The sequence below is a fragment of the Maricaulis sp. genome, from assembly GCF_034670125.1.
Lineage (GTDB): Bacteria > Pseudomonadota > Alphaproteobacteria > Caulobacterales > Maricaulaceae > Maricaulis.
In genome coordinates, this window is record NZ_JAXMOC010000001.1 from 316904 (window position 1) to 339062 (window position 22159).

Consider the following 22159-nt stretch of genomic DNA (forward strand, 5'->3'; position numbering starts at 1 on the left):
GGCCCGCAGCCTGTATGCCAAAGGACTTGAGGCCGGGCAGACTGACGCGGCGGTACTAGCGGCCGGAGTCGAGGGTCAAGCCAATGCCGCAGGCCCGCTGGATGACGATGTCGGCTCCGACGGCGCGCTGGTGCAGGTGCGCCAGCTGGGTCTCGGACAAGGGGGCCGTCTCGCCGCTAAGGCCGACGATATCGGGATCATCGGTGATGCGGGAGAGGTCGGGGATGACCACCGCCAGCACATGCATCTGGTCATGGGTGAAGCGCGAGTGCGCCTCCCTGACGATGCAGGTACACACCGCCTCCGAGAAGCCGGCCTGTCGGCAGGCCTCGTGGATTTCCGTACCGCCGTCCACGTCCAACGCCAAAGCTGAAGGCGCGGCCAGGCCGACGACCATTGAGATCACGGCGACACGGCCTGTCCGGATTAGCCCCATTCGTCCCATAAGCCCCCCTTGCAGTCCGGCACCGTCAATCAGGCGTTTGACGACGGACCCGACACCCCTATGCTCCCCAGGTGAAGATTCCGCCCGCTGAAACGGGTCAGGACGAGTCATATAATATGAGGCGAGGGACCGCCTGCTTGGAAAGGAGCCCCATCATGAAACGCGTTTTGATCGTCTTGGCGAGCCTGTCGGCGCTGGGCGCCTGCGCCACGGCAACGCCCTATCAGGCCGCTGACGGATCCCGTCCGGGCTTCACCGAAACGCGGATCGAGAGCAATCGCTACCGGATTTCCTTTGATGGCAATTCGTTGACAGACCGCGAGACCGTGGAAACCTATCTGCTCTACCGGGCTGCCGAGCTGACGGTGGAGAGCGGCTATGACTATTTCACGGTGGTGAACCGGGCCACCGATGAAGAGACCCGCGTCATGGCCTCGGCACTGGGTCAGTCGCCCTATGCCGGCTTCCGTGTCCATCATGCCTATTTCCATCCCAGTTGGGGGTGGCGTGGCTGGCGCGACCCGTTCTGGGATGAGTTCAATTATCGTGAAAGCACACGGTATGAGGCCAGCGCGGAAATCTATCTGGGACGCGGCACCAAGCCCGACGACCCCAGCGCCTTCGGGGCCCGCGACGTGATGTCCAATCTCGGCGACCAGATTGTCCGCCCGGCTCCGGACTGATTGGCCCGGACCGGTCTCGCGACGAAACCAGAGTCAAAAAGGCCGGGGCGAGCCCCGGCCTTTTTCGTTTATCGCGGGCTCACGGGTCAGAAATCGACTGACAGGCCGAACAGAACAGCGCGGGGCGCACCCGGACGGAGACCGGCCGGACGGCGGGCGACGGTATAGGTTTCGTCGGCCAGGTTCCGGATCGAAACCCGGGCCCGGACCTGGTCGCTGACGGCATACCAAGCGGACGCATCCAGCACGGTGTGCGCGTCGACGCTTTCATCGGCCGGGATCGCACCCTGTCCCGCCACCGTTCGGACCTCGTCGACCCAGGACAGTGACACCTCACCGCCAAAGTGACCCGCATCGAGACCCAGGGAGGCAAACATCTGGTGCTCTGGAATATAGGGCAGCTGATCACCCGACTGGACATTGCCCCACGGACCAAAGCCCGAGTTGAAGCCGGTCTGGAATTCAGCATCGGTCCAGGTATAGGCGAGACGCACAGGCAGCTCGACGCCATCAAGCCCGGCGACAAGGGCGAGGTCGGCATCACCGGTCAGCTCAAGGCCGAACACATCCACTTCACCACCATCAAACTGGTCGCCGATTGCACATCCGCCACCGGTAGAGTTGGTGCAGGTACCGATCAGGTTTTGATAGGCGTTGAAGAAGCCGATCGCCTCGACACTGAACAGGTCATCCTGGTAACGAGCGCCGAGCTCCCAATTGGTTGCGTCTTCGGCTTCCTGGGTGGTTGAACCGGGAGCCGGCGGGGCAAAGCCGCGATGCACGCCGCCAAACAGCGCCCAGTTGGCATTCAGGTCATGGCGAACACCCAGACCCGGAACGAAGGCTTCTACCGTGTTTTCCCGGATTGCGAGGCTGGCGCCGGTGCGGCTCGGGTCATTGCGACCATAATCCTCGCGGCGCAGCTCGATCTGTTCATAGCGCAGACCCGGCGTGACCACCCAGCGGCCGAAGGCAATCTCGTCCTGGACAAATATCGCCACGGCCTCGGCGGTTTCGATACGATTGGAATCCGAGCCCGGAGCGTCGATCGAGGTCAGCACCAGCTGGCCGTTGTCCATGCGAAAATTCTCGCGCCACTGGAAGCGGTCCATCTCGTCCTCGTGCACACGAAGCCCGACCCGCCAACCATGGCTGGAATCGCCGACCATCGCCTCACCGGCGAGTTCAAGCTGGACGCCTTCAGCGGAATAGTCGCGATTATTGTGCTTGATCAGGACAGCATCATCGGCCGAAACAAGACCCGCCCCGCCCTCGATGATGGCGAATGCGGCGGCGTTGCCGGTCGGGTCAGACAGGATCGACGAGATCGAGGCGGCCGGAGCCGCGCCGGCACCATCCGGGTCCACCCGGTCAAGCTTGAACCAGTCGCGAGCGAACGTCGTCGAGTAGGCGACCGCCGACAGCTCAAGCCCGTTGGAAAGCTCGGTCTGGTAGCGCAGCGACCACTCGGAATGTTCGGCATCCATCTGGTCGAGCTGGCTGGCAGCGTAGCGACGGAAGGGGTCGGCGGCGAAATCGGCGTCGGTCAGGCCGAGATAGGTCTCGTTCGACAGCTCGTCGGAGTACTGGCCCTTCAGTTCGAACATGTGGATCAGGCCACCGGCACTCAGCTCGACACGCAGCTTGCCGACATAGTCTTCGATATCATAGCCGGTCGAGGCATCTGACATGCCATCAATCACCTTGAAACCGTCGGCACTGTCGAAGAAGCCTTCGACCAATCCGCCAATGCGCACCCCGTCGCCGGCATCGGTCATGCCACCGACATGCGCATGGGTACGACGGGTGTTCTCGTCACCAGCCCACACCGTGACCCGACCGGACAGGTCCTCCGGGACGGGAGTCGAAAGCAGATTCAACGATCCACCCTGGCTGCGCGGGCCATAACGGACACCAGCCGCACCCTTGATGACTTCCACACCGGCCATGCGACCGGCATGCGGGAAGTAATAGGCAGCCGGGGCGGCATAGGGCGCCGGGGCAATCAGGACGCCGTCTTCCATCAGGGTGATTTTTTCAGACCGGTCGAGCCCGGTACCGCGCATGCCGATATTCGGGCGCAGGCCGTAACCATCCTCCTCCTGGATGTTGACGCCCGCCACGGTCCGCAACAAGCGGGTCACGTCGGCATAGTCGTGTATGGCCAGGTCCTCGGCGGTCAGAAGATCCGCCGAGCCGGCGATCGCATCGGCATCGCCATTGAGACCGATTACAGTGATCACATCAGTCGAGGCCGCGGTTTCGGCCTGGCCGTGGGCAGCGCCGGCGAGGGCGACGAGGGCGGTAGCGGTAAGCAGGGTTCTACGCACGATGATTGTCCCGGAGTTTGCGTTTGCAAGTGATCCGCAATTACGAGGGTATGCGGCCCGAGTCCACCGTGAATGAGAGTGATTATCAGTTTCTGTGCGAAAGTGTCGCAACCGGGTCACAAATGCCAGAGAGCCGGACCTTGCGGCCCGGCTCCCGGAAACTGGCAAAGCAGGTCTGCCTATTTTGGCGGCATGCGGGCGCCCGCGTCGAGACGGACGCACTCGGCGTTGATATAGTCGGACGAGACCATGAAGGCGACGAGATCGGCGTATTCTTCCGGCGTGCCGAAGCGCTGCGGGAATTGCAGGTGCGAGGCCAGCGAGACTTTCACCTCCGGCGGCATCTGCTGGTAGATCGGCGTCTCGAAAAAGCCCGGCAGGATGGTGTTGACGCGAATGCCTTCACGGGCAAGGTCGCGCGCCATCGGCAGGGTCATGCCGGTGATACCGCCCTTCGAGGCCGCATAGGCGACCTGACCGATCTGACCGTCCTGGGCCGCTACAGAAGCAGTGTTCACGATTACGCCGCGTCCGGAACCCTCGAGCGGGTCCAGCGACATCATGCCGGCCGCCGATTTCGAGGCGCACAGGAAGGAGCCGATCAGGTTGACGCCGATAACGGTCTGGAAGCCCTTCGCCGAATGGGCCGAGACCTCACCGGTCGAGGAGGACCGGCGTGCCGTTTTCTCGGCCCAGCCGATGCCGGCGCAGTTGACGAAGACGCGTTCCTGGCCGTGCGCTTCACGCGCCTTGGCCAGGCCGGCATCAACGCTGGCCTCGTCGGAGACATTGACCTGGCAGAACACGCCGCCGATTTCCTTGGCGACCATCTCGCCGCGCTCGGCATTCATGTCGAAAATGGCGACCTTGGCGCCATCGGCAGCCAGGCGGCGGGCTGTGCCTTCGCCGAGGCCGGATGCGCCGCCGGTGACAATGGCGGCAATGGATGAGTCGAGTTTCATGAGGCACTCCCCTTTATCGATCCCAGCGACATAGCGTGACACCCGGCAAAAGAAAATCCGCGGCAACGGCTCGTTGGCAACGGAAATCCGGCTTGGGCAGTCCGCGCGAGCGATGCTAGAGCAGTCGCCAAACCCTAATTCCAACCGGGATGGACAGTATGAGCGGACGTTACGCCCTTTTGCTGCACGGCGGCGCAGGCACCCTGGCCGATCGTGACTATGCACGCGAGATCGAGCACATGCGCGGCCTGGCCGAGACCGCAAAGGCACGCCTCGCCATCGGTGCCAACGCGCTCGATATCGTCCAGGACATTGTCCGCGAACTGGAGGCCTCGGGCCTGTATGTGGCCGGCAAGGGCGCCTCGCCCAACAAGGCCGGTCGCTACGAACTGGATGCCGCCATCATGGACGGGGCGACCCGGCGGGCCGGATCGGTCGCCGCGCTGACCGGCTTCACCAGCCCCGTTTCGGCAGCTCGCGCCATCATGGACACCACGCCACATGTGATGCTGGCCGGTCGCGGTGCCGAACGTTTCTGCAGTGAAGCCGAGCTCGAGCGCGTCGAAAGCGTCAACGACTATTACACACCCGCCGCGGCCCCGGACGACCGGGACATTGCCACCGGCACGGTCGGCTGTGTCGCCCTCGACCTGGAAGGCCGGCTCGCGGCCGCGACCTCAACCGGCGGCACCCTCAACAAGATGGAAGGCCGTGTTGGCGACAGCCCGATCATCGGTTCGGGTTGCTGGGCCGACGGTCATGTCGCGATCTCCTGCACCGGCCAGGGCGAATACTTCCTGCGCACCGCCACCGCCAAGGATGTCTCGGCGCGGATGGCCTATGGCGGACAGTCGCTGGACGAAGCGGTCGCCGGCGCCTTGGCCGATGTCGGCGCGCTGGGCGGCGAAGGCGGCATCATTGCCGTCGACCGTCATGGCAATCTGGCGGCTCCGTTCAATTCTCCCGGCATGAAGCAGGCCATGGTCCATCCCGACGGTCGCATTACCGCAGGCGTGCGCTGATGCTGGCGATGAAGCGTGGCTATTTCGGTGTTGGCGCGGAGGGCATTTCCAAACCGATGAACATGGGCGCCATCCTGCGCACCGCCCACGCCTTTGGCGCCAGCTTTGCCTTCACGCTCAATGCCAGCCACCAGGTGCGCGATGTCTATCGGGCCGACACCGCCAAGTCGGTGGATCATGTCCCCTACTATGAATGGCCGGACCTGACCGCGATGGCCCTGCCGTCCAACTGCCAACTGGTCGGAATCGAGCTGGCCGACGATGCCGTCGACCTGCCCAGCTTCCGGCACCCACTGTGCGCCGCCTATGTGTTCGGGCGGGAGCGCGGCTCACTGTCGCAAGACGTCCAGGACCGCTGCAGCCACATCGTGAAAATCCCGACCAAATTCTGCGTCAATGTCTCGGTCGCCTGTGCGATCACCCTGTATGATCGCCAGATCAATTTCGGCGGCTTTCCCGAGCGACCGCTGATGCCCGGCGGGCCGGATCTGGAAAGCCTCGCCGAAACGACTCGCAAGGCCGGTATCCACCGCTGAACAGGTCACGCCTGCGTGTCCGTTAGGTCGGGGTTAACTCCGCCATCATACCGCCATAGGGGCGCCCTATTGGGTTCAACCGTTCCGACATGAGGATGACCGCCGTGCGTTTCCGACCTGCCTGCCTCGCTCTTGGATTGACCACTGCAATCGGCTTCGCGGCGACACCCGCGGCCATCGCCCAGGATGACCCGCAGTTTCGCGGCGAGTACAGCGACTGGCGCGTTTTCACCCGCAACACCGAGGCCGGGTTTTCCTGCTATGCCCTGAGCCGGCCGACCGACAGCACACCGCGTGCCCACGAACACGGCAATGTCTATTTCCTGGTCGCCTCCTGGCAGTCCGGAGCGGTTGAGGAACAGCCCAGCCTGCTGGTCGGCTATGACCTGCGCCCCACCAGCCCGCCGCAGGTCCGCGTCGGCTCGGACCGTTTCGACATGTTCGCCGACAGCCAGGAAGGCTTTCTCGACGATCTGGACGAAGAGGCCGACCTGATCCGCGCCATGCGCCGCGGCTCGGTGATGCGGGTGACGGCCACCACGCTCGACGGCGTGGCCACGGCGTACGAATTCTCGCTTTCGGGCGTGACGGCGGCCCTGGAACGCGCCGAGACGCTGTGTAACTAGGCGGGCTTTGCGAAGCACCTGCCGAGCCGGCTTATCCCTGTTGTGTACGCCAGTCCGTCTCCCTAGGGAGAAGGTGGCTGGAGGCCGGATGAGGGGGATTCTTCCTGCTTTCACCGGGATTTACCCCTCACCCTGCCCCTCTCCCGGGGGAGAGGGAAAGTGCGCTCGATCAAAAAAATCACCAAACTTATCCTCCCCCCTCCCCACCAGGCGATAATGCCCACGGTTTTCGGGACGGGAGGCGCGAGCTCAGTCACTTGTGCCCGGAAACGAGCGGAGCCTGTCCGGGCAGCGGTGTGACAGCCGATATGCACTGGCAGGGCGTGCGACCAGGTCGCGGGGCACTAAACGACCGACCCCATCTACCTGACGCATTGGAATCGGGGTGGAGACAGCCCGGGAAATCTCCGTGTGCGGGATGCCGAGGACACCACGGACACCGCCTGCCAGCCAAACGGACACCCCGGTGTCCAACGGCATCCCGTTCCCTCCCACCTTCGGCGTGAAAGCGTGCGGAGACGCAAATCCGTGCGCGTATCCCTTTGTCACCCCTGCCACCCGCCTGCGCGGGCGCAGGTTCCCGCCCGGCGCAGGCCGGGCGAAAGTCAGGGGCCTATCTTTTGGCCACAAGTTGGTCCCGGCCTTGCGTCCGGCCTGCGCCGGACGTCCAGCCGGGATGACAAGCGGGTGGGGGGGCCAGATGACACATCTCTCTCGCCCGTCGAACCCCAAGCGCCGCGCGCAGGCCGATCCATACATCGCTTGCCAGCCAGCAGGCCGTATCCTCCCGGCAAGCGGTTTAGGGTGGAGTTTGCGCCAGAGGCGCGGGGGGGGGGGTGATGGGAATTAATGGTGCCTGTCCCACATTCCCCAAAACTGGTGTTCCCCGTCCCTTCCAGGTAGCAAACGGACCGTAGGCCAGATGGATGGCGTGGCCAACAGTGCCCTGGCGCTTGCCACGTCATGACCACCCGGTCGTCCACGACTCGGATTTGCCGCGCTTTCGTGATAGAGCGCGCGGCTCCGTTTGAAATGAGATAGTCTGCCGGTCATGAACCACGCCCTGAATATCGACGCCCGCAATGGCAATGCGCCGCGCATTGACGAGACAACACCGCGTGCCTTGCCGTCCCTCGCGGGCATGACGCGTGAGGAATTGCGCCTCGTCGCAATCGATTGCGGGGTCGAGGAGAAGAAGGCGAAGATGCGCGCCGAGCAGCTCTGGCGCTGGATCTACCACTATGGCGTCACCGATTTCGACGCGATGACCAATATCTCGAAAGACCTGCGCGCCATCATTGCCGACAAGTACGCGCTGCACCGGCCCAAGCTGATCGACCGCCAGGTCTCCGTCGACGGCACTCGCAAATACCTGATCGAGCTGGCGCCCGGCGTCGAGTGCGAGACCGTCTTCATCCCCGACGTCGCTCGTTCCGGCGCCTTGTGCGTGTCGAGCCAGGTCGGCTGCACGCTGAACTGTACCTTCTGCCATACCGGCACCCAGGCCCTGGTGCGCAATCTGACCGCTGCCGAGATTGTCGCCCAGGTGATGATCGCCCGCGATGACCTTGAGGAATGGCCGACCTCGAACGAGAACCGCAAGATCACCAATATCGTCTTCATGGGCATGGGTGAGCCGCTGTACAATCTCGATCATGTCGCGACCTCGATCGACATCATTTCCGACGGTGAAGGGATCTCCATTTCGCGGCGCCGGACGACCGTCTCGACCTCTGGCGTGGTGCCGAAGATCGAGGAACTCGGCGCGCGCACCGGCACCATGCTGGCGATCTCGCTCCACGCCACCAATGACACGCTGCGCGACGAGCTGGTGCCGCTGAACAAGAAATACCCGCTGGTCGAGTTGATGAACGCCATCCGGGCCTATCCCGGGCTGGGCAATTCCAAGCGCGTGACCTTCGAATACGTGATGCTGAAGGGCGTCAATGACAGTCTCGCTGAAGCCAAGGCGCTGGTGAAACTGCTCAAGGGGATCCCGGCGAAGATCAATCTCATTCCCTTCAACCCGTGGCCCAACAGCCCCTATGAATGCTCGGACTGGGACCAGATCGAAGCCTTCGCCGATGTGGTCAACAAGGCGGGTTACGCCTCTCCGATCCGCACCCCGCGCGGCCGCGATATCTTCGCCGCCTGCGGCCAGTTGCGCTCGGAGAGCCAGAAGGTGAAAGCCAGCGTCCTTCGCAAGCAAAGGCTTGCTGACGGGGCCAGCCCGCAAGCGTGACCTCCGCCGTTCTCTACCGCTGGAAGCTGAAGCCCGGGCGCGCGGCCGAGTTCGAGGCCGCCTGGGCCGAGGGGACCTTGCTTATCCACGACGCCTGCGGGTCGTACGGGGCGGCCCTGCACAAGGGTGAGGACAGGCTGTACTGGTCCTACGCCGCCTGGCCGAATGAAGAGGCTCGGTCCGCTTGTTTCTCGGAGCATGACTGGTTTTCCCGGGACTGCTTCATCACCATGCAGGCCTGTATCGAGACCCGCTTCGATGAAATCAGGCTGGACCTGGTACATGACGCGCTGAGCGATCGGGCACCGCCGTGTGCAACGCCTGTCCTCTCGACTCGGCGCCTGCTTCTGCGCCCCCTGGTTCCCGATGATGCCGAGGCCTTGTTTCCGGCGCTCGGAGACCCCGATACCATGACATACTGGTCCCGACCTGCCTTCACCACGGTAGCCGCGGCGCGCGCGCACCTGGTGACGAGCACCCGGTCTGCTTCCGTGCGCACCTGGGCCATCTGTCGACCGTCCGATCCGGGCGATGCGCTGGGATGGGTCGTGCTGATGGACCGCAAGGATGGAGTCGCCGAAACCGGCTATATCATCCGGCCTGACGCCCGGCGGGCCGGCATAGTGAGTGAGGCCGTCAGCCGCATCCTGGCCTACGGGTTCGGTGAGCTGGGCCTGCGCCGCATCTATGCCGATACCGACCCTGACAATTGCGGGTCCATCGCTGTCCTCAAAAAGCTGGGTTTCACGCTGGAGGGCCGTTTGCGCGGCCAGTGGAACACCCATCTGGGCATCCGCGACAGCCTGATTTTCGGCAGGCTGGCGGCGGAATGGCAGGGCGGCGGCGACAACGGACCAGTGGCAATTGAAAACGGTAAATCCTGATTAACCGTGAGTCGTCTAGAACAGGTCACTACTCAGAGGCCTCCGCAAAGACGATGCTCAAGAACACGCCGACTATACTTTTGATTGCACTGATTGGTGCAACACCACTTCTGGCGGCTGCGGAGCCTGCCGAAGATGGTCGCTACGCCGCAATCTTCCCGCCTGGTTGGCAGGCCCGTGACGTGGTGCTCGCCGCCGCCGAAGCCGGACAATCAACCCTGAACATCGGCCGGGCCGCCAATATTGGCGTGTTCCAAGTTCCGGGGCCCGAGGATCGCCGGGCGCTGCGCGAAGCCGGAGCCTGGCTTGTCCTGCCAGCCAGTGCCTTTCGCGGTTGCCTGATCGACCAGACCTCCATGACCGCCGCCAACCGGTTCACAACAGAGAGCCCATCCACATGACCAGCCTCAATCAAATCCGCCAGCGCGCCCAGACCGTCTCCCTGCTGATCATGGCCGGCCTCTGCGTCAGCCTGGTCATCACCGCCGGTATCGTCGCCACGGAACGCCTGCTTCCCGCCGGCCTCGTTGGTCTTGCCCTCCTGGCGATCGCCGGAGCAAGCTGGCGGTTTGACCCGAACAGCGCCGCTTCCAGAGCGACGGTCGGAACAGCGCTGATCGGCTACCCGGCCCTGTTTGTCTATCTGTTGAGTGGTTCGCCCTGGCAGATCGACATGCACATGATGTTCTTTGCCGCCCTGTCGATCTCCGCCGTCATGCTGGACTGGCGCGTGATCGTGGCGGCATCGGCCGCCACCGCGGTGCACCATCTCTCGCTCAACTTCTTCCTGCCCTGGGCCGTCTTCCCGGACGGCGCAGACTTCTTCCGGGTCGTCTTTCATGCGGTGATCGTGGTCGGGCAATCAGCCGCACTGGTCTGGATGACGTATAACGCCTCGAAAGCCCTGGATGGCGCCGACCGCAAGGCCGCCGAGGCCGCCGAGGCCCAGTCAGCGGCCGCCATCAGTGCCGAGGCCCAGGTGGAAACCAAGGACTCGGCCGACCGTCAACGGCATGCCATTGCCCAGCTGGCCCGCGAATTCGAGGAAGCGCTTCGCGTGGTATCCGGCGGCATTTCCGGCGCGGCAGGCCAGGTCAGTTCGCTCGCCTCCGATCTGAGTGGCGACGCCGAAGCCACCCGCGAAGGCGCGTCGGAAGCCTCGGCTCGCGCTTCAACGACCAACAGCAATGTCCAGTCGGTGGCTGCTGCCGCACAAGAGCTTTCGGCGTCGATCGGTGAAGTCGCCCGCATCCTCCAGAACAGTGGAGATGTATCCGATCGCGCGGCCGCCGAAGCCGAAGGAGCCGGACGGTCGATCGATGCGCTGGAAACCGCCGCCAAGGAGATCGAGGACATCATGCGCCTGGTCGCCGGCGTTGCCGAGCAGACCAATCTCCTCGCCCTCAATGCCACCATCGAGGCGGCCCGGGCCGGCGAGGCCGGCAAGGGCTTTGCCGTTGTCGCATCGGAAGTGAAAGCGCTGGCCGAACAGACCACGCGGGCTTCCAGCGATATCGGACAGAAAATCGAATCCATGCGCGGGGCGTCAGGCGGGGCGGCTGAGTCGCTCGGTCGCATTGCCGAAATCATCAGCGAGCTGCGCCAGTCCACAGAGAGTGTTCAGGGTGCCTTCGCCGAGCAAAACCAGGCCACCCAGGAAATCGCCTCCCTGGCCGAGCGGGCCGCCGTCGAGACCACCGAGGTCAACAATTCCATGAATGCGGTCAACGAGGCCGCCGAACGGACCAATGGCGCCGCAGAGTCTTTCACCCGGGCGTCCGGAGAGCTGGGAGAAGCGGCCAGCCGCCTCGACGAGGAGCTCAACCGCTTCCGAAGCCAGCTGGACGCCGCCTGATTACTCGGGCTTGCGGAAACGCAGCACGAAACGGTCGGTCTGCCGACGGATCGACGGGTCGAACGGGCTGATCTCGCGGCTGTCTTCAGGATTGGCCAGCATGTCACTGCTGCCGTCCAGCACGAAACCGGCCGCGAGAACTTCCTCGATAACCGAGGCCTCGTCGATCCGGTGAAGGGACTCGACGACGTCCAGGCCGCGACCCGCCACGGCGTGGTGATCAACAACAACGTAGACGCCACCCGGACGCAGGGCCTCAAACGCGGCGGCATTCATGGCCACGCGATCGGTCCCGTCCCAGGCGGTGTCGTGATAGAACAACACCATGAAGACCCCATCCAGCGGCCCATCGACATGCTCGCCGAAAGTCTCGATGGATGAGCTGAAATGAGTGAGATTGTCGCGCTCGGCCGCAAAGGCAGCGAGCCCGGCATCGGTTTCCGCAAACCGCTCCGCGACCCAGGTCGGGTTCATTGTATAGACGTGGCCATTGCTGCCGACCGCCGTCGACAGGACCCGTGAATAATAGCCGGAACCCGCCGCCAGATCAGCGATGCGCCAACCCGGCTCGACACCCGCAAAAAGCAGGACTTCGGCCGGATGCCGATTGGCATCGAGCTGACGGTCAGCTTCCGGGCGGCTGGCATCGGCCACAGCCCCCTCGATGCTCGCGGGCATGGGCCCGTCCTGGGCCTGCAATGATCCGGAGGCCAAGGCGGCCAGAGCTATGGATGCAACCAAAAATCGACGCATGAATTCCCCTCACACAACAAGATATCCGGCCACCTCCTTACAGCATCCTCCGCCAATTCGCGCATGACAGGTCACTCACGAAGACGTGACACCTCCCGTAATCCGCGATTCTTTTACGCTTGATAAGGACTTGCGCGGTAGACCGGTATCAGACGGCAACAAGCCGCGATGGAGGGGTCCTTGCACTATATTCTGGCATTTGCCGCGCTCGCATCCGCCGCGGCGGCGTGGCTCTATCATCGCGAAAGCCGCCGCCTCTAGCCGGTTCCCGTCGACACGCAGACCTTGCACAATTCAGCCGTCAGCGCTTACCTCCCCGGATCCAACAATTCCGGAAAGGGCTGTCATGCTTTTGCACCACGCATCCTGGCCTGAGGTCGAAGACTATCTGACCCGCTCCAAGGGGATCATCATCCCCATCGGCTCGACCGAACAACATGGCCCGAACGGGCTGGTCGGTACCGATGCCATCTGTCCGGAAGTCATTGCGGCCAAGGCCGGCGAGGACGCGGGCCTGCTGGTTGGCCCGACCTTCAATGTCGGAATTGCCCAGCATCATCTCGGTTTTGCCGGTTCGATGACCCTGCGCCCGTCGACCATGATCGCGGTCATCAATGACTGGATCGAGAGCCTGACGCGGCACGGCTTCGACCGCATCTATTTCTTCAACGGGCATGGCGGGAACATCACCACGATCAACGCCGCCTTCGCCGAGTACTATGCGAATTTCTCGCTCGACGGCACGCCCTGCCCGGTCCAGCTGATGCAACGAAACTGGTGGGAATTGCCCGGCGTCATGGATACCTGCCGCAAGCTGTTCCCGGTCGGCGAGGGCATGCACGCAACCGCCTCGGAAGTCTCGGTGACCTACTACGCCCATCCCCACGCCATCAAACAGGTCGAGATGAGCCCGAAGATCGCGCCGGTCGGCGGCTTCAGTGACGCGGCGGATTATCGCCGGCGCTTCCCGGATGGCCGGATCGGCTCCGACCCGTCCCAGGCGACACCTGAAAAAGGCGCCGAGATTGTCAGCTGCGCCAAACAGGCTCTGATCGCCGAATGCACCCGCTTTTTCGCGATGCAACCGGCCATGGAATCGGCGGAGTAGGTCATGGCAGCAGTCTGGACACCACCCATATCGGATGCTGCCGTGAAGGCGGCGACCGGTCGGACCTGGCCGCAATGGCGCGCCGAGCTCGATGGCTGGGCCGGGGGTCTGGACCACACGACCCTTGCCCGGACCCTGCGCGATCAACACGGCCTGTCTGGCTGGTGGGCACAAATGGTCTCTGGCACCTGGGAAATGATGACCGGTCGCCGCGACCCGCATCAACGCGCTTGCGGCGATGGCAAATACCAGGCCTCCGGATCAAAAACGATTGCGGCGGCCGCCTCGGAGATCGAGGCGGCTTTCGACTTGCCAGGCTTTGCCGAGTGGGGACCGGATGGCGTTTTCACCCGGACCTCCGGCACGCCGGGCAAGTCTGTGAACGGACAATGGTCCGAGGGCGGTCGCCTGTCGGTCTGGCTCACCGGCAAGGACAGCGAAACGGGCTGCAAGACGCAGGTCAGCCTGAGCCACGAAAATGTCGAAACGCCCGAGGATTGCGAACATTGGAAGACCGAGTGGCGAGCGGCTCTGGCCCGATTGAAGATGCGGCTCGAAGATTGAGCACTCTCTTCGGCCGACAAAGAGCGGACGCGCCGCGTCCGACTTGCCCGCTGCCGCACGGGACCCCCTGACCGGGTGGCCGAGCGCGCTACCCCGGCAGCGTCAGGAACGAGTCAGACAGCCCGTATTTCCGGGCCCACGATCTCGACGGCGATAGCGGTCAGCCGGTCGCCCGCTGCCGGTCCACCGGTACAGTCACCGCTCGTCACGTCAAAACTGGCCCCATGGACGGGGCAGACCAGCGTTTCGCCCTTGTGAAGCAGGCCCCGGCCATCCGGCAGGCACAATGGCAAACCGGCATGCGGGCACAGATTGGTGAACGCCGTGACGGCGTCGCCGCGGCGCACCAGCACCACCGCGCCGCGTTCCCAGTCAGACGCTCGGGCCCCCGGGTCGGGCAAATCATCGAGGCGGGCGAGAACGGTTCCGGGCGGCGGTTTGGGCCGCATCAGCTGGCCCCTTCTGGAGGATTGAACACCCAGCGATAGGGCGCAACCTCGACCCGCTCGAACAGGCCGGCAGCCTGATAGGGATCGGTCGCCAGCCAAGCCTCCAGGGCGCTCCGGTCCGTCGCTTCGATGATCAACATCGAGCCCGCCATCTCGTCCGTTTCATCGAGCCAGGGACCGGCCGCCTTGACGCTGTCGCCGGCGGCCTTCAGCCAAGCGATATGGGCGTCGCGATTGGCCACCCGGATGTCAAGCGCGCCGGCCTTGTCCCACGTGTGCACCAGAAACAACATCAAGCCGTCTCCAAAGTGAAGGGGCGCGCCAGCAGGGTCTCGATGGCGTCATCGACACTGGCTCGCCCGGCCAGGATCTCGTTGACCGCTTCGCAGATCGGCATTTCAACACCATGGCGGCGCGCCAGTTCGACCACGGCCGGTGCGCTGGCCACGCCTTCGGTGACCGCGCGGCGACCGGCCATGATGTCGTCCAGCGACACGCCCCGCCCCAGCGCCATTCCGCACGACATGTTGCGCGATTGCGGCGAGGAACAGGTCAGGACCAAATCGCCCAGACCACACAGGCCGGCGAGCGTTTCGCGCTGCGCGCCGAGGGCCAGAGCCAGTCGGGTCATTTCCGCAAAGCCGCGCGAAATCAGCGCCGCATGGGCCGATTTACCCAACCCCTTGCCCTCGGAAATCCCGCAGCCGATGGCCAGAACATTCTTCACCGCTCCGCCAATCTCGGCGCCGATCAGATCGGTCGCGAGATAGGGCCGGAAGCGCGGCGTTCCCAAGGCTTCAATGAGCCGATTGCCGACCCCTTCATCGGCACAGGCCAGGGTCACGGCTGTCGGCAGGCCCTGGGCTGTGTCGATGGCGAAACTGGGTCCCGACAGGACAGCGGCGAGGGCCGAGGGAATGGTTTCCTTGAGCACCTGGGTCATCATCGACAGGGAGGATTGCTCAATCCCCTTGGCGCACAGGACGATCGGCACACCGGGTCGGGCATAGGGCAGGAAGTTTTCCAGGACGCGGCGCAAGTGCTGCGCCGGAGCAACCGCGAGGATGGCGTCGCAGGCGTCAAGGTCAGAGATCGATGTCGTGGCCACAATGGCCTCGCCCAGTTGGACGTCCGGCAGATAGATCGTGTTTTCGTGCCGGGTGTTCACCGCATCGGTCACGTCCTGCTCGAACGACCAAAGCGTGACATCGCGCCCTGCCTTGGCCGCTGTTTGCGCCAGGGCCGTACCCCAGGCGCCGGCGCCGATCACGCCAATGCTCTGATACTCGCTCATGCCTTGGGTCCCTTTCGTCCGGAGCCAATCGCAGGGTCGGCCTTTGCCGAAGCCCCGTCCAGTGGCCAGCGCGCCCGCGCCGGCGCATCAAGCCCGTCAATCTGGCCACGCGCCAGCTTTTCCAGTCCGACCAGCGCAATCATCGCGGCATTGTCGGTACACCATTTCATCGGCGGCGCGACCAGTCGGAAACCGGCCGCAACGGCCTCGTTTCCCAGAGCCGCGCGCACGGTCTTGTTGGCGGCCACTCCGCCGGCGACGACCAGCGACAAGGGTCGCGGGGCATCCGGGAAACGGTCGACAAACATTGCCAGCGCCCGGCGTGTACGGCTGGAAAGCGCACGGGCGATGGCCGCTTGGACACTGGCCGACAGATCGGCGCGGTCCTGGTCTGATGGCGCATCGAGCCGGTCCCAGATCTGCCGGGCCGCGGTTTTCAGGCCGGCAAATGAGAAGTCACAGCCCGGCTTGCCCTTCAGCGGCACGGGCAGATCGAAGCGCGTCGCGTCACCCGATTGCGCACACCGCTCGAGCGCCGGCCCGCCGGGGAAACCCAGACCCATCACCTTGGCCGTCTTGTCGAAGGCCTCACCGGCCGCATCGTCCATCGTCGAGCCGAGACGGTGATAGACGCCGACATCCTCGGCGATCAGCAATTGGGTGTGGCCGCCGGAAACGAGCAGGAGCAGGTAGGGAAAGGCCAGAGGCTCGGATATACGCGGCGACAGGGCATGGCCTTCAAGATGATTGACCGCGATCAGCGGCTTGCCCGCCCCCAGCGCCAGGCCCTTGGCAGTCATCAGCGCCGCCATTACGCCACCGATCAGGCCCGGACCGGAGGTCGCCGCAATACCGTCCAGATCGGCCACGGCCAGCCCGGCCTCATCCAGCGCCTGCCTGACCAGCCCGTCCATCGCCTCGGCATGGGCACGGGCCGCGATCTCCGGCACCACGCCGCCAAACGGCGCATGGGCGTCATTCTGCCCCAGGACCCGGTCCGACAGGACGGTCACCGATCCGTCAGCCTCCCGGCGCAAGATCGCCGCCGCGGTTTCGTCGCAGCTGGATTCCAGACCCAGCACGGTCAGTGCGCGCGCTTGCGCTTGGGGGGAGGTGGGCGCTAAGTCCATGACTGTCCACTAGCCCCAAGACCGGGATGATTGCAACGTGAAGCCGCCGTCCAGACCGCTCGCCATCGCCACCCGCCGCTCCCCACTGGCGCTCGTCCAGGCGCGCGATGTACAGGCCAAGCTGGCCGCCCAGTGTGGCCTGACCGGCGAGGAGGCCGAGCGCTGCTTCCCCATTCTGGGCCTTGTCTCGACCGGCGACCGGATCCAGGACCGCACCCTGATCGAGGCCGGCGGCAAGGGGCTTTTCACCAAGGAGATCGACGAGGCCCAGCTGGATGGCCGCGCCGCTTTCGCCGTCCATTCGATGAAGGACGTGCCGACCGTCCTGCCAGACGGGATCGTGCTGGGCGCCCTGCTGGAGCGCGAGGACCCGCGCGACATGCTGATTGCGCGCGGGGGCGAGACACGGCTGGCTGACCTGCCGGAGGGTGTCACCATCGGCACCGCCAGCCTGAGACGACAGGCCCAATTGCTGAACAGGCGTCCGGATCTGCGGGTCGTGCCTTTGCGCGGCAATGTCGACACACGCCTCGGCAAGCTCGCCGAGGGTCGCATCCACGCGACCTTCCTGGCCCGTGCCGGGCTCAATCGTCTGGGACGCGCCGAGGCGCGCCGCGATCCGCTTGAGACCGAAGAAATGCTGCCAGCCGCGGCGCAAGGCGCCGTCGGCGTCGCCATCCGTGCCGGGGATGAGGAGGCCGCCGCCCATGCCGCCGGCCTGCATCACCGTGACACGGAGATCGCCGTCCTCGCCGAACGCGCCTTCCTTTTCGAACTCGACGGGTCTTGCCGGACGCCGATTGCCGCCCATCTGAATAAGGTATCAATGGACTTCGTCGGCGAAGTTTTGACTCCTGATGGCCAGCAGTGTTGGCGCAAGCAGATTCGATTCGACATGACCCATGCGACCCCAGACAGCGCCCGGCAGGCCGGGCAGGACCTCGGACGAGCCGTGCGCGCCGCCGCTGGCGACGGTCTCGCTGCGGCGTTGGTGAACACATGACGGTTCTGGTCACACGGGGATGGCCGGGTGCTGAACGGACCGCGTCCGGTCTCAGACGGATGGGCATAGACCCGATCATCTCGCCGGTCCTCGACATCAATTTCCGCGCTCGCATCGATGCCAGCCTTGACGGTGTCCAGGCGCTGGTTTTTACCTCGGCCAATGGCGTCCGGGCCTGGGGGCCACGCCGGCCCGAGCGTGAGCTTCCGGTTTTCGCCGTCGCCGACGCGACCGCCCAGGCGGCCCGGGATATCGGCTTCAAGCGCGTGCAGTCTGCCCAGGGCGATGTGGCGTCCCTGGCCGGCCTCATCCGGCGCAAGCTCAATCCCGACAAGGGGTCCTTGCTGCATGTGCGCGGCATCCATGTGTCCGGCGACCTGTCCGGCGCCCTCAAGCCGGATGGCTTCAAGGTCCGCGATGCCATCGGCTATGGCGCGGTGGCCGTTGATGCCCTGGGCGAAGAGGCCATTGCGGCCGTGATTTCCGGCGCGCCGGTGACCGTGTTGATCCACTCCGCTCGCGGCGCCAAGACCTTTCTCGACCTGCTGCGAAAATTCGGGCTGCATCACTGGCTCGGCTCGGTCACCGCAGTGGGAATTTCCCGCAACGCGCTCGCCCCGCTTGAAGGAGCCGGTTTTGGGGCGCTTGTCGCCGCACCGGCACCCAATGAAGACGCGCTTCTGGCACTGCTTGATGATTCATCGGAACTGGCCTCCGCAGGCCGCGCGTCCTAAGCTGGCGCAAATTCGCACGAATCATGGGCCGTCATGGCTGATCCCAACGATACTCTCGATCCCGAACCCGTCGACGCCGAGTTCGAACCGGCTGATGATGGCCGTCCGCAAACACGCACCGCACCCAAACGGGGCGGCGTGCTCGGGCACATGCTGGTGTTTCTGCTTGCCTCGGTGGCAGGCGGTGCCATCGGCTTTGGCGCGGTGCGATATCTACCTCCGACCGCCGGGGTCGCCGCGACCTCCGAAGCGGTGTCAGACGCTGCAACGGAACGGGCAGCCCTCGGTCAGTCCCTGACGCGCCTGGACGTCCGGCTCGCAACGTTGGAAGACACCGAAACGCCGCCTGACCTGTCCGACGCGATCGGCGCGCTCTCCGACCGTTTGGCCGTGCTTGAGACTGCACCATCCGGTCGTGCCGACAGGTCGCCGGTCGATCTGTCCGCAATCGAAGCGCGCCTTACTGCCCTCGAAACAGCACCGGAAGACGCGGTCTCGACGCCCACGACCTTCGATGCGAGCGGGCTGGAAGCCCGGCTGGCGGCGCTGGAAACCGCACTGGCTTTGACCGACGCACGGGCCCAGCAGGCCCTCGAGGCTGTCCGGGACGAACCGGCTGCCGGAGTCGATCCACAAATCCTGCAGGCCATGACCGACCGCATCACCGAAATCGAAGCCGTGGTCGACGGCATGGAGCCTGGGATTGACATCACACCGCAGATCGAACGCCTGACAGGAACCATCGAAACCCTGCAGCGCGAGCTCGCGACGGTTCGCGAACTGGCTGAAACGGCGCAGGCCAGCGCCGACGACGCGTCACGCTCCATCGCCGCTGTGCCATCCAGCGATACCGGGCTGGCATCGCGGCAGCTGGCCGCCCGCGCCCTGGCGCTCTCTGCACTGAGGGACATCGCCCGGACCGGCGACGGGTTTGAAGCCGAGCGCGCGGCTCTGGCGCGGCTCTGGCGTGGCAATGCAGACCTCGAAGCCATGGCCCTGTACGCCCGCGCCGGCGTGCCGACAATCGGTGAGCTGGCGACCGGCTTTCCGGGCGACGAGATCCGGGCCGCCGCCGGTCCCGGGCGCGTCTTTTTCGGGTTGATCGAAGTGCGCCGGACCGACGGCAGCGACACAGACACCGGCCCCCTGGCGATGACCGCCCTGGCCGAACGCCGCCTGGCCGAAGATGACCTTGTAGGCGCCGTCACCATTGCCGAACGCCTCGAAGGCGACGCGCTGGACGCCGTCCGAGACTGGTTGATCCAGGCCCGCGCCCGCCTTGACCTGACGGCCCGCCTGCAATCATTGCGAGAGGCGCTCGCTGCCAGCGCCGCCGAACAGGGAAGCGACCCGACATGATCCGCCTGATCCTGGCTGTCGCCTTTGCGTTACTGACCGCTGCACTGGGCGCTTTCCTGGCCCTGAACCCGGGCCACGCCTCGTTTGAGTTTCTTGGCATGCAGACCGAGATGCCGTTCGTCGTCGCGGCCGGGCTGGTGATCCTGTTCGCGTTCGTGATGCTGGTTGTGTGGTGGGGCATCTACATGTTGTGGACCTCGCCGGACAAGGTGAAGGGCTTCATGGGCCGTCGTCGCCGCGAGCAGGGCTATGACGCGCTGGAAAAGGCGTTGATCGCGTCAGCGGCCGGCGATGGCGAAGCCGCTGTGCGGCAGGCCGCCCGCGCCGATGCCCTGCTGGACAGGCCGGCCCTGTCACGTCTTCTGGCGGCCCGCGCCGCCGAGTCCGCCGGCAATCTGGACGGCGCACAAGCGCACTACGAAGCCCTGTTGAACGACCCGAAAACCCGTATTGTCGCCCGACGCGGCCTGGCCCAACTGTCCAATGAGCGCGGCGACTTCACCGCCACGATCGATCATGCCGCCGACGCATTCCAGCACGCGAAGGGGGCCCGCTGGGCCTTTGATGCGCTGTTCGACGCCCAGGTCGCCAAGGCCCATTGGCGCGACGCGCTGACCACATTGACCGAAGGCGAGCGCCGCAAACAGGTCGCGCCCGACACGGCTCGCCGTCGTCGCGCGGTCCTGTTGACGGCCGCCGCTGTCGAGGCCGAAACCAGTGATGCAGAGAGTGCCCGCGAGCTGGCCGTATCAGCCCATCGTGCCGCGCCCGGTTTTGCACCGGCAGCGGCGCTCGCGGCGAGACTGCTGGCCGATGGCCGTCGTCACAAGCGGGCGTCGGAAGTCCTCGAGTCGGCGTGGGCCTCTGCTCCACACCCGGCCCTTGCCCGAGCCTTTCAGGATTTGCGGAAATCAGACACCAAGGCCAAGCGCCTGGAGCGGCTGAAAACGCTCGCTGCGCTCAATCCGGACCATCGGGAAAGCCACCTGATCCTGATCCAGATCGCGCTGGAAGAGGGCGACGCCCCGTCCGCTCGCGCGCTCCTCGATCCGATGATCGATGGCACCACACCGTCCTCACGATTGTGCGCCCTGGCGGCCCGGCTGGCTCGCCTGGACGGCAAGGACGAGCTGGCACGACGCTGGATGACGCGCGCCTCCCATGCCGGCGCCGACGCAGACTGGTCGGACATTGATCCGGAAGGCCGCCTGTTCGCCTACACGCCCGACGACTGGAAGCGGATGGTCTATGTGTTTGGTGATGAAAACCGGTTGACCCATCCGCGCTATGAACGTTTCGAGCGGGCCGCTGGCGCCGTCCCGGAAACCGCTCTGCTCGACGCGCCGCGTCCGGTGCGGTCCGCCAGCTCGCGCACCGCGAGCTTTGCCGAAAGCACGCCGCGCATGCCGGATGATCCGGGCGTTCCCGACAGCGACGAGGCCGCCGGAAGCGAGCGCCCGTGACGCCGGGCGAACACACACCGTGCCAGGTGACACTGGTTGCGATTGTCGGGGGCTCGGCGTCCGGCAAGACCCGGCTCGCCCATGCCGTCGCCAAGGCCTCGCCAGACGGCTATGTCATCAAGGAAGATGACTATTATCTCGACGCCGCGGGTCTGGAGGCGTTCGATCCGTCGACCTTCAACTTCGACGAACCCGCGGCCAAGGAGCACGATCTCCTGATCGCCCATCTCACGGCCCTGAAAGCTGGCGAAACCGTCGACATCCCCCAGTACGACTTCACCCGCCACAGCCGGGCGCCACAGACACAGCATTGCCGGCCGGCCAGCCTGATCGTGGTGGAAGGCCTCCACGCGGTGGCGTCGCCTGCCTTGGCCGGCCTGTTCGATCTGATTGTCTATGTGTCCGCGACCCGACCGGTCCGGTTCAAGCGCCGGCTCCAGCGCGATGTCGCCGAGCGTGGCCGCACGCCGGAGTCGGTGAAGCACCAGTTCGAGACCATTGTTGAACCGATGCACACCCTTCATGTCGAGCCACAGAAACCGCGCGCCGACCTTATTGTCACCAATATGGGCCCGCCCGATTTCGACTGCCTTGCCGAGCCGGTGCTCGAGCGGTTGCATCTACTTTCTCACACGGGCTGATTTAGGGCTGATGAAGGGCTTGCCGCCGCCGTTTTTCGCGGCTAGTTTCCGCCGCCTCCCGGCTGATATCAGCCGG

At 65.0% G+C, this 22159-nt stretch carries 23 protein-coding genes; 15 read left to right on the top strand and 8 right to left on the bottom strand.

Annotated features, from left to right (window positions below; translation table 11 throughout):
* Positions 1 to 55 precede the first annotated feature (55 nt).
* Positions 56 to 406, bottom strand: coding sequence for a hypothetical protein (locus tag VOI18_RS01195; protein WP_323760599.1), 351 nt, complete (start codon positions 404 to 406; stop codon positions 56 to 58).
* A gap of 194 nt (positions 407 to 600) precedes the next feature.
* On the opposite strand from VOI18_RS01195, the gene VOI18_RS01200 reads away from it, so the two are divergent.
* Positions 601 to 1128: a CC0125/CC1285 family lipoprotein gene (locus VOI18_RS01200; RefSeq protein ID WP_323760600.1), complete on the top strand. Its 528-nt coding sequence runs from the start codon at positions 601 to 603 to the stop codon at positions 1126 to 1128.
* Positions 1129 to 1214: 86 nt separating this feature from the next.
* On the opposite strand, the gene VOI18_RS01205 is transcribed toward VOI18_RS01200, so the two are convergent.
* Complete coding sequence (locus tag VOI18_RS01205) at positions 1215 to 3458, bottom strand: TonB-dependent receptor family protein (protein WP_323760601.1); 2244 nt, start codon at positions 3456 to 3458, stop codon at positions 1215 to 1217.
* 179 nt (positions 3459 to 3637) lie between these two features.
* Positions 3638 to 4420, bottom strand: a complete 783-nt coding sequence (locus VOI18_RS01210) for an SDR family NAD(P)-dependent oxidoreductase (RefSeq protein WP_323760602.1) — start codon at positions 4418 to 4420, stop codon at positions 3638 to 3640.
* Positions 4421 to 4578: 158 nt separating this feature from the next.
* On the opposite strand from VOI18_RS01210, the gene VOI18_RS01215 reads away from it, so the two are divergent.
* The 7 genes from VOI18_RS01215 to VOI18_RS01245 all read left to right on the top strand — a co-directional run bounded on the left by VOI18_RS01215 (position 4579) and on the right by VOI18_RS01245 (position 11585).
* Positions 4579 to 5442: an isoaspartyl peptidase/L-asparaginase gene (locus VOI18_RS01215; protein ID WP_323760603.1), complete on the top strand. Its 864-nt coding sequence runs from the start codon at positions 4579 to 4581 to the stop codon at positions 5440 to 5442.
* Positions 5442 to 5978, top strand: a complete 537-nt coding sequence (locus VOI18_RS01220) for an RNA methyltransferase (protein WP_323760604.1) — start codon at positions 5442 to 5444, stop codon at positions 5976 to 5978. Before VOI18_RS01215 ends, VOI18_RS01220 begins: the two co-directional genes overlap by 1 nt.
* Positions 5979 to 6073: 95 nt before the next feature.
* Positions 6074 to 6604, top strand: a complete 531-nt coding sequence (locus VOI18_RS01225) for a hypothetical protein (protein WP_323760605.1) — start codon at positions 6074 to 6076, stop codon at positions 6602 to 6604.
* A gap of 1051 nt (positions 6605 to 7655) precedes the next feature.
* Positions 7656 to 8846 (top strand): 23S rRNA (adenine(2503)-C(2))-methyltransferase RlmN, encoded by a 1191-nt coding sequence (gene rlmN / locus VOI18_RS01230; protein ID WP_323760606.1) that lies wholly within the window; start codon positions 7656 to 7658, stop codon positions 8844 to 8846.
* Entirely contained in the window at positions 8843 to 9730 is an 888-nt protein-coding gene (locus tag VOI18_RS01235; RefSeq protein ID WP_323760607.1) for a GNAT family protein, read from the top strand. Before rlmN ends, VOI18_RS01235 begins: the two co-directional genes overlap by 4 nt.
* 53 nt (positions 9731 to 9783) lie before the next feature.
* Positions 9784 to 10131, top strand: a complete 348-nt coding sequence (locus tag VOI18_RS01240; RefSeq protein WP_323760608.1) for a hypothetical protein — start codon at positions 9784 to 9786, stop codon at positions 10129 to 10131.
* Positions 10128 to 11585, top strand: a complete 1458-nt coding sequence (locus VOI18_RS01245; RefSeq protein ID WP_323760609.1) for a methyl-accepting chemotaxis protein — start codon at positions 10128 to 10130, stop codon at positions 11583 to 11585. Before VOI18_RS01240 ends, VOI18_RS01245 begins: the two co-directional genes overlap by 4 nt.
* Here the strand turns inward: VOI18_RS01245 and VOI18_RS01250 are convergent, their stop codons facing one another.
* A complete protein-coding gene (locus VOI18_RS01250) occupies positions 11586 to 12338 on the bottom strand; it encodes a hypothetical protein (RefSeq protein ID WP_323760610.1) in 753 nt (250 codons plus the stop codon). It lies immediately after the preceding gene.
* A 346-nt stretch (positions 12339 to 12684) separates the two neighbouring features.
* Here VOI18_RS01250 and VOI18_RS01255 point away from each other — a divergent pair, with 346 nt between their 5' ends.
* Together VOI18_RS01255 and VOI18_RS01260 are read left to right on the top strand one after the other, a co-directional pair.
* Positions 12685 to 13446, top strand: coding sequence for a creatininase family protein (locus VOI18_RS01255; protein WP_323760611.1), 762 nt, complete (start codon positions 12685 to 12687; stop codon positions 13444 to 13446).
* 3 nt (positions 13447 to 13449) lie between these two features.
* The gene (locus VOI18_RS01260) at positions 13450 to 14010 is read left to right on the top strand and encodes a hypothetical protein (RefSeq protein ID WP_323760612.1); all 561 of its coding nucleotides are present in this window, start codon (positions 13450 to 13452) and stop codon (positions 14008 to 14010) included.
* A 113-nt stretch (positions 14011 to 14123) separates the two neighbouring features.
* On the opposite strand, the gene VOI18_RS01265 is transcribed toward VOI18_RS01260, so the two are convergent.
* The 4 genes from VOI18_RS01265 to tsaD are packed head-to-tail and all read right to left on the bottom strand — an operon-like array spanning position 14124 to position 16883.
* Positions 14124 to 14459, bottom strand: a complete 336-nt coding sequence (locus tag VOI18_RS01265) for a Rieske (2Fe-2S) protein (protein WP_323760613.1) — start codon at positions 14457 to 14459, stop codon at positions 14124 to 14126.
* Positions 14459 to 14752, bottom strand: a complete 294-nt coding sequence (locus VOI18_RS01270) for a YciI family protein (protein ID WP_323760614.1) — start codon at positions 14750 to 14752, stop codon at positions 14459 to 14461. Before VOI18_RS01270 ends, VOI18_RS01265 begins: the two co-directional genes overlap by 1 nt.
* Complete coding sequence (locus tag VOI18_RS01275; protein ID WP_323760615.1) at positions 14752 to 15753, bottom strand: NAD(P)H-dependent glycerol-3-phosphate dehydrogenase; 1002 nt, start codon at positions 15751 to 15753, stop codon at positions 14752 to 14754. The genes VOI18_RS01270 and VOI18_RS01275 overlap by 1 nt, the downstream gene beginning before the upstream one ends.
* Positions 15750 to 16883: a tRNA (adenosine(37)-N6)-threonylcarbamoyltransferase complex transferase subunit TsaD gene (tsaD, locus tag VOI18_RS01280; RefSeq protein WP_323760616.1), complete on the bottom strand. Its 1134-nt coding sequence runs from the start codon at positions 16881 to 16883 to the stop codon at positions 15750 to 15752. The genes VOI18_RS01275 and tsaD overlap by 4 nt, the downstream gene beginning before the upstream one ends.
* A 37-nt stretch (positions 16884 to 16920) precedes the next feature.
* Here tsaD and hemC point away from each other — a divergent pair, with 37 nt between their 5' ends.
* The 5 genes from hemC to udk are packed head-to-tail and all read left to right on the top strand — an operon-like array spanning position 16921 to position 22083.
* Entirely contained in the window at positions 16921 to 17886 is a 966-nt protein-coding gene (hemC, locus tag VOI18_RS01285) for a hydroxymethylbilane synthase (protein ID WP_323760617.1), read from the top strand.
* The gene (locus tag VOI18_RS01290; RefSeq protein WP_323760618.1) at positions 17883 to 18620 is read left to right on the top strand and encodes a uroporphyrinogen-III synthase; all 738 of its coding nucleotides are present in this window, start codon (positions 17883 to 17885) and stop codon (positions 18618 to 18620) included. The genes hemC and VOI18_RS01290 overlap by 4 nt, the downstream gene beginning before the upstream one ends.
* 33 nt (positions 18621 to 18653) lie before the next feature.
* Positions 18654 to 19979, top strand: coding sequence for a hypothetical protein (locus VOI18_RS01295; RefSeq protein WP_323760619.1), 1326 nt, complete (start codon positions 18654 to 18656; stop codon positions 19977 to 19979).
* A complete protein-coding gene (locus tag VOI18_RS01300; RefSeq protein ID WP_323760620.1) occupies positions 19976 to 21442 on the top strand; it encodes a heme biosynthesis protein HemY in 1467 nt (488 codons plus the stop codon). The genes VOI18_RS01295 and VOI18_RS01300 overlap by 4 nt, the downstream gene beginning before the upstream one ends.
* On the top strand, positions 21439 to 22083 hold the full coding sequence (gene udk / locus VOI18_RS01305; RefSeq protein ID WP_323760621.1) for a uridine kinase: 645 nt from the start codon (positions 21439 to 21441) through the stop codon (positions 22081 to 22083). The genes VOI18_RS01300 and udk overlap by 4 nt, the downstream gene beginning before the upstream one ends.
* Positions 22084 to 22159 lie beyond the last annotated feature (76 nt).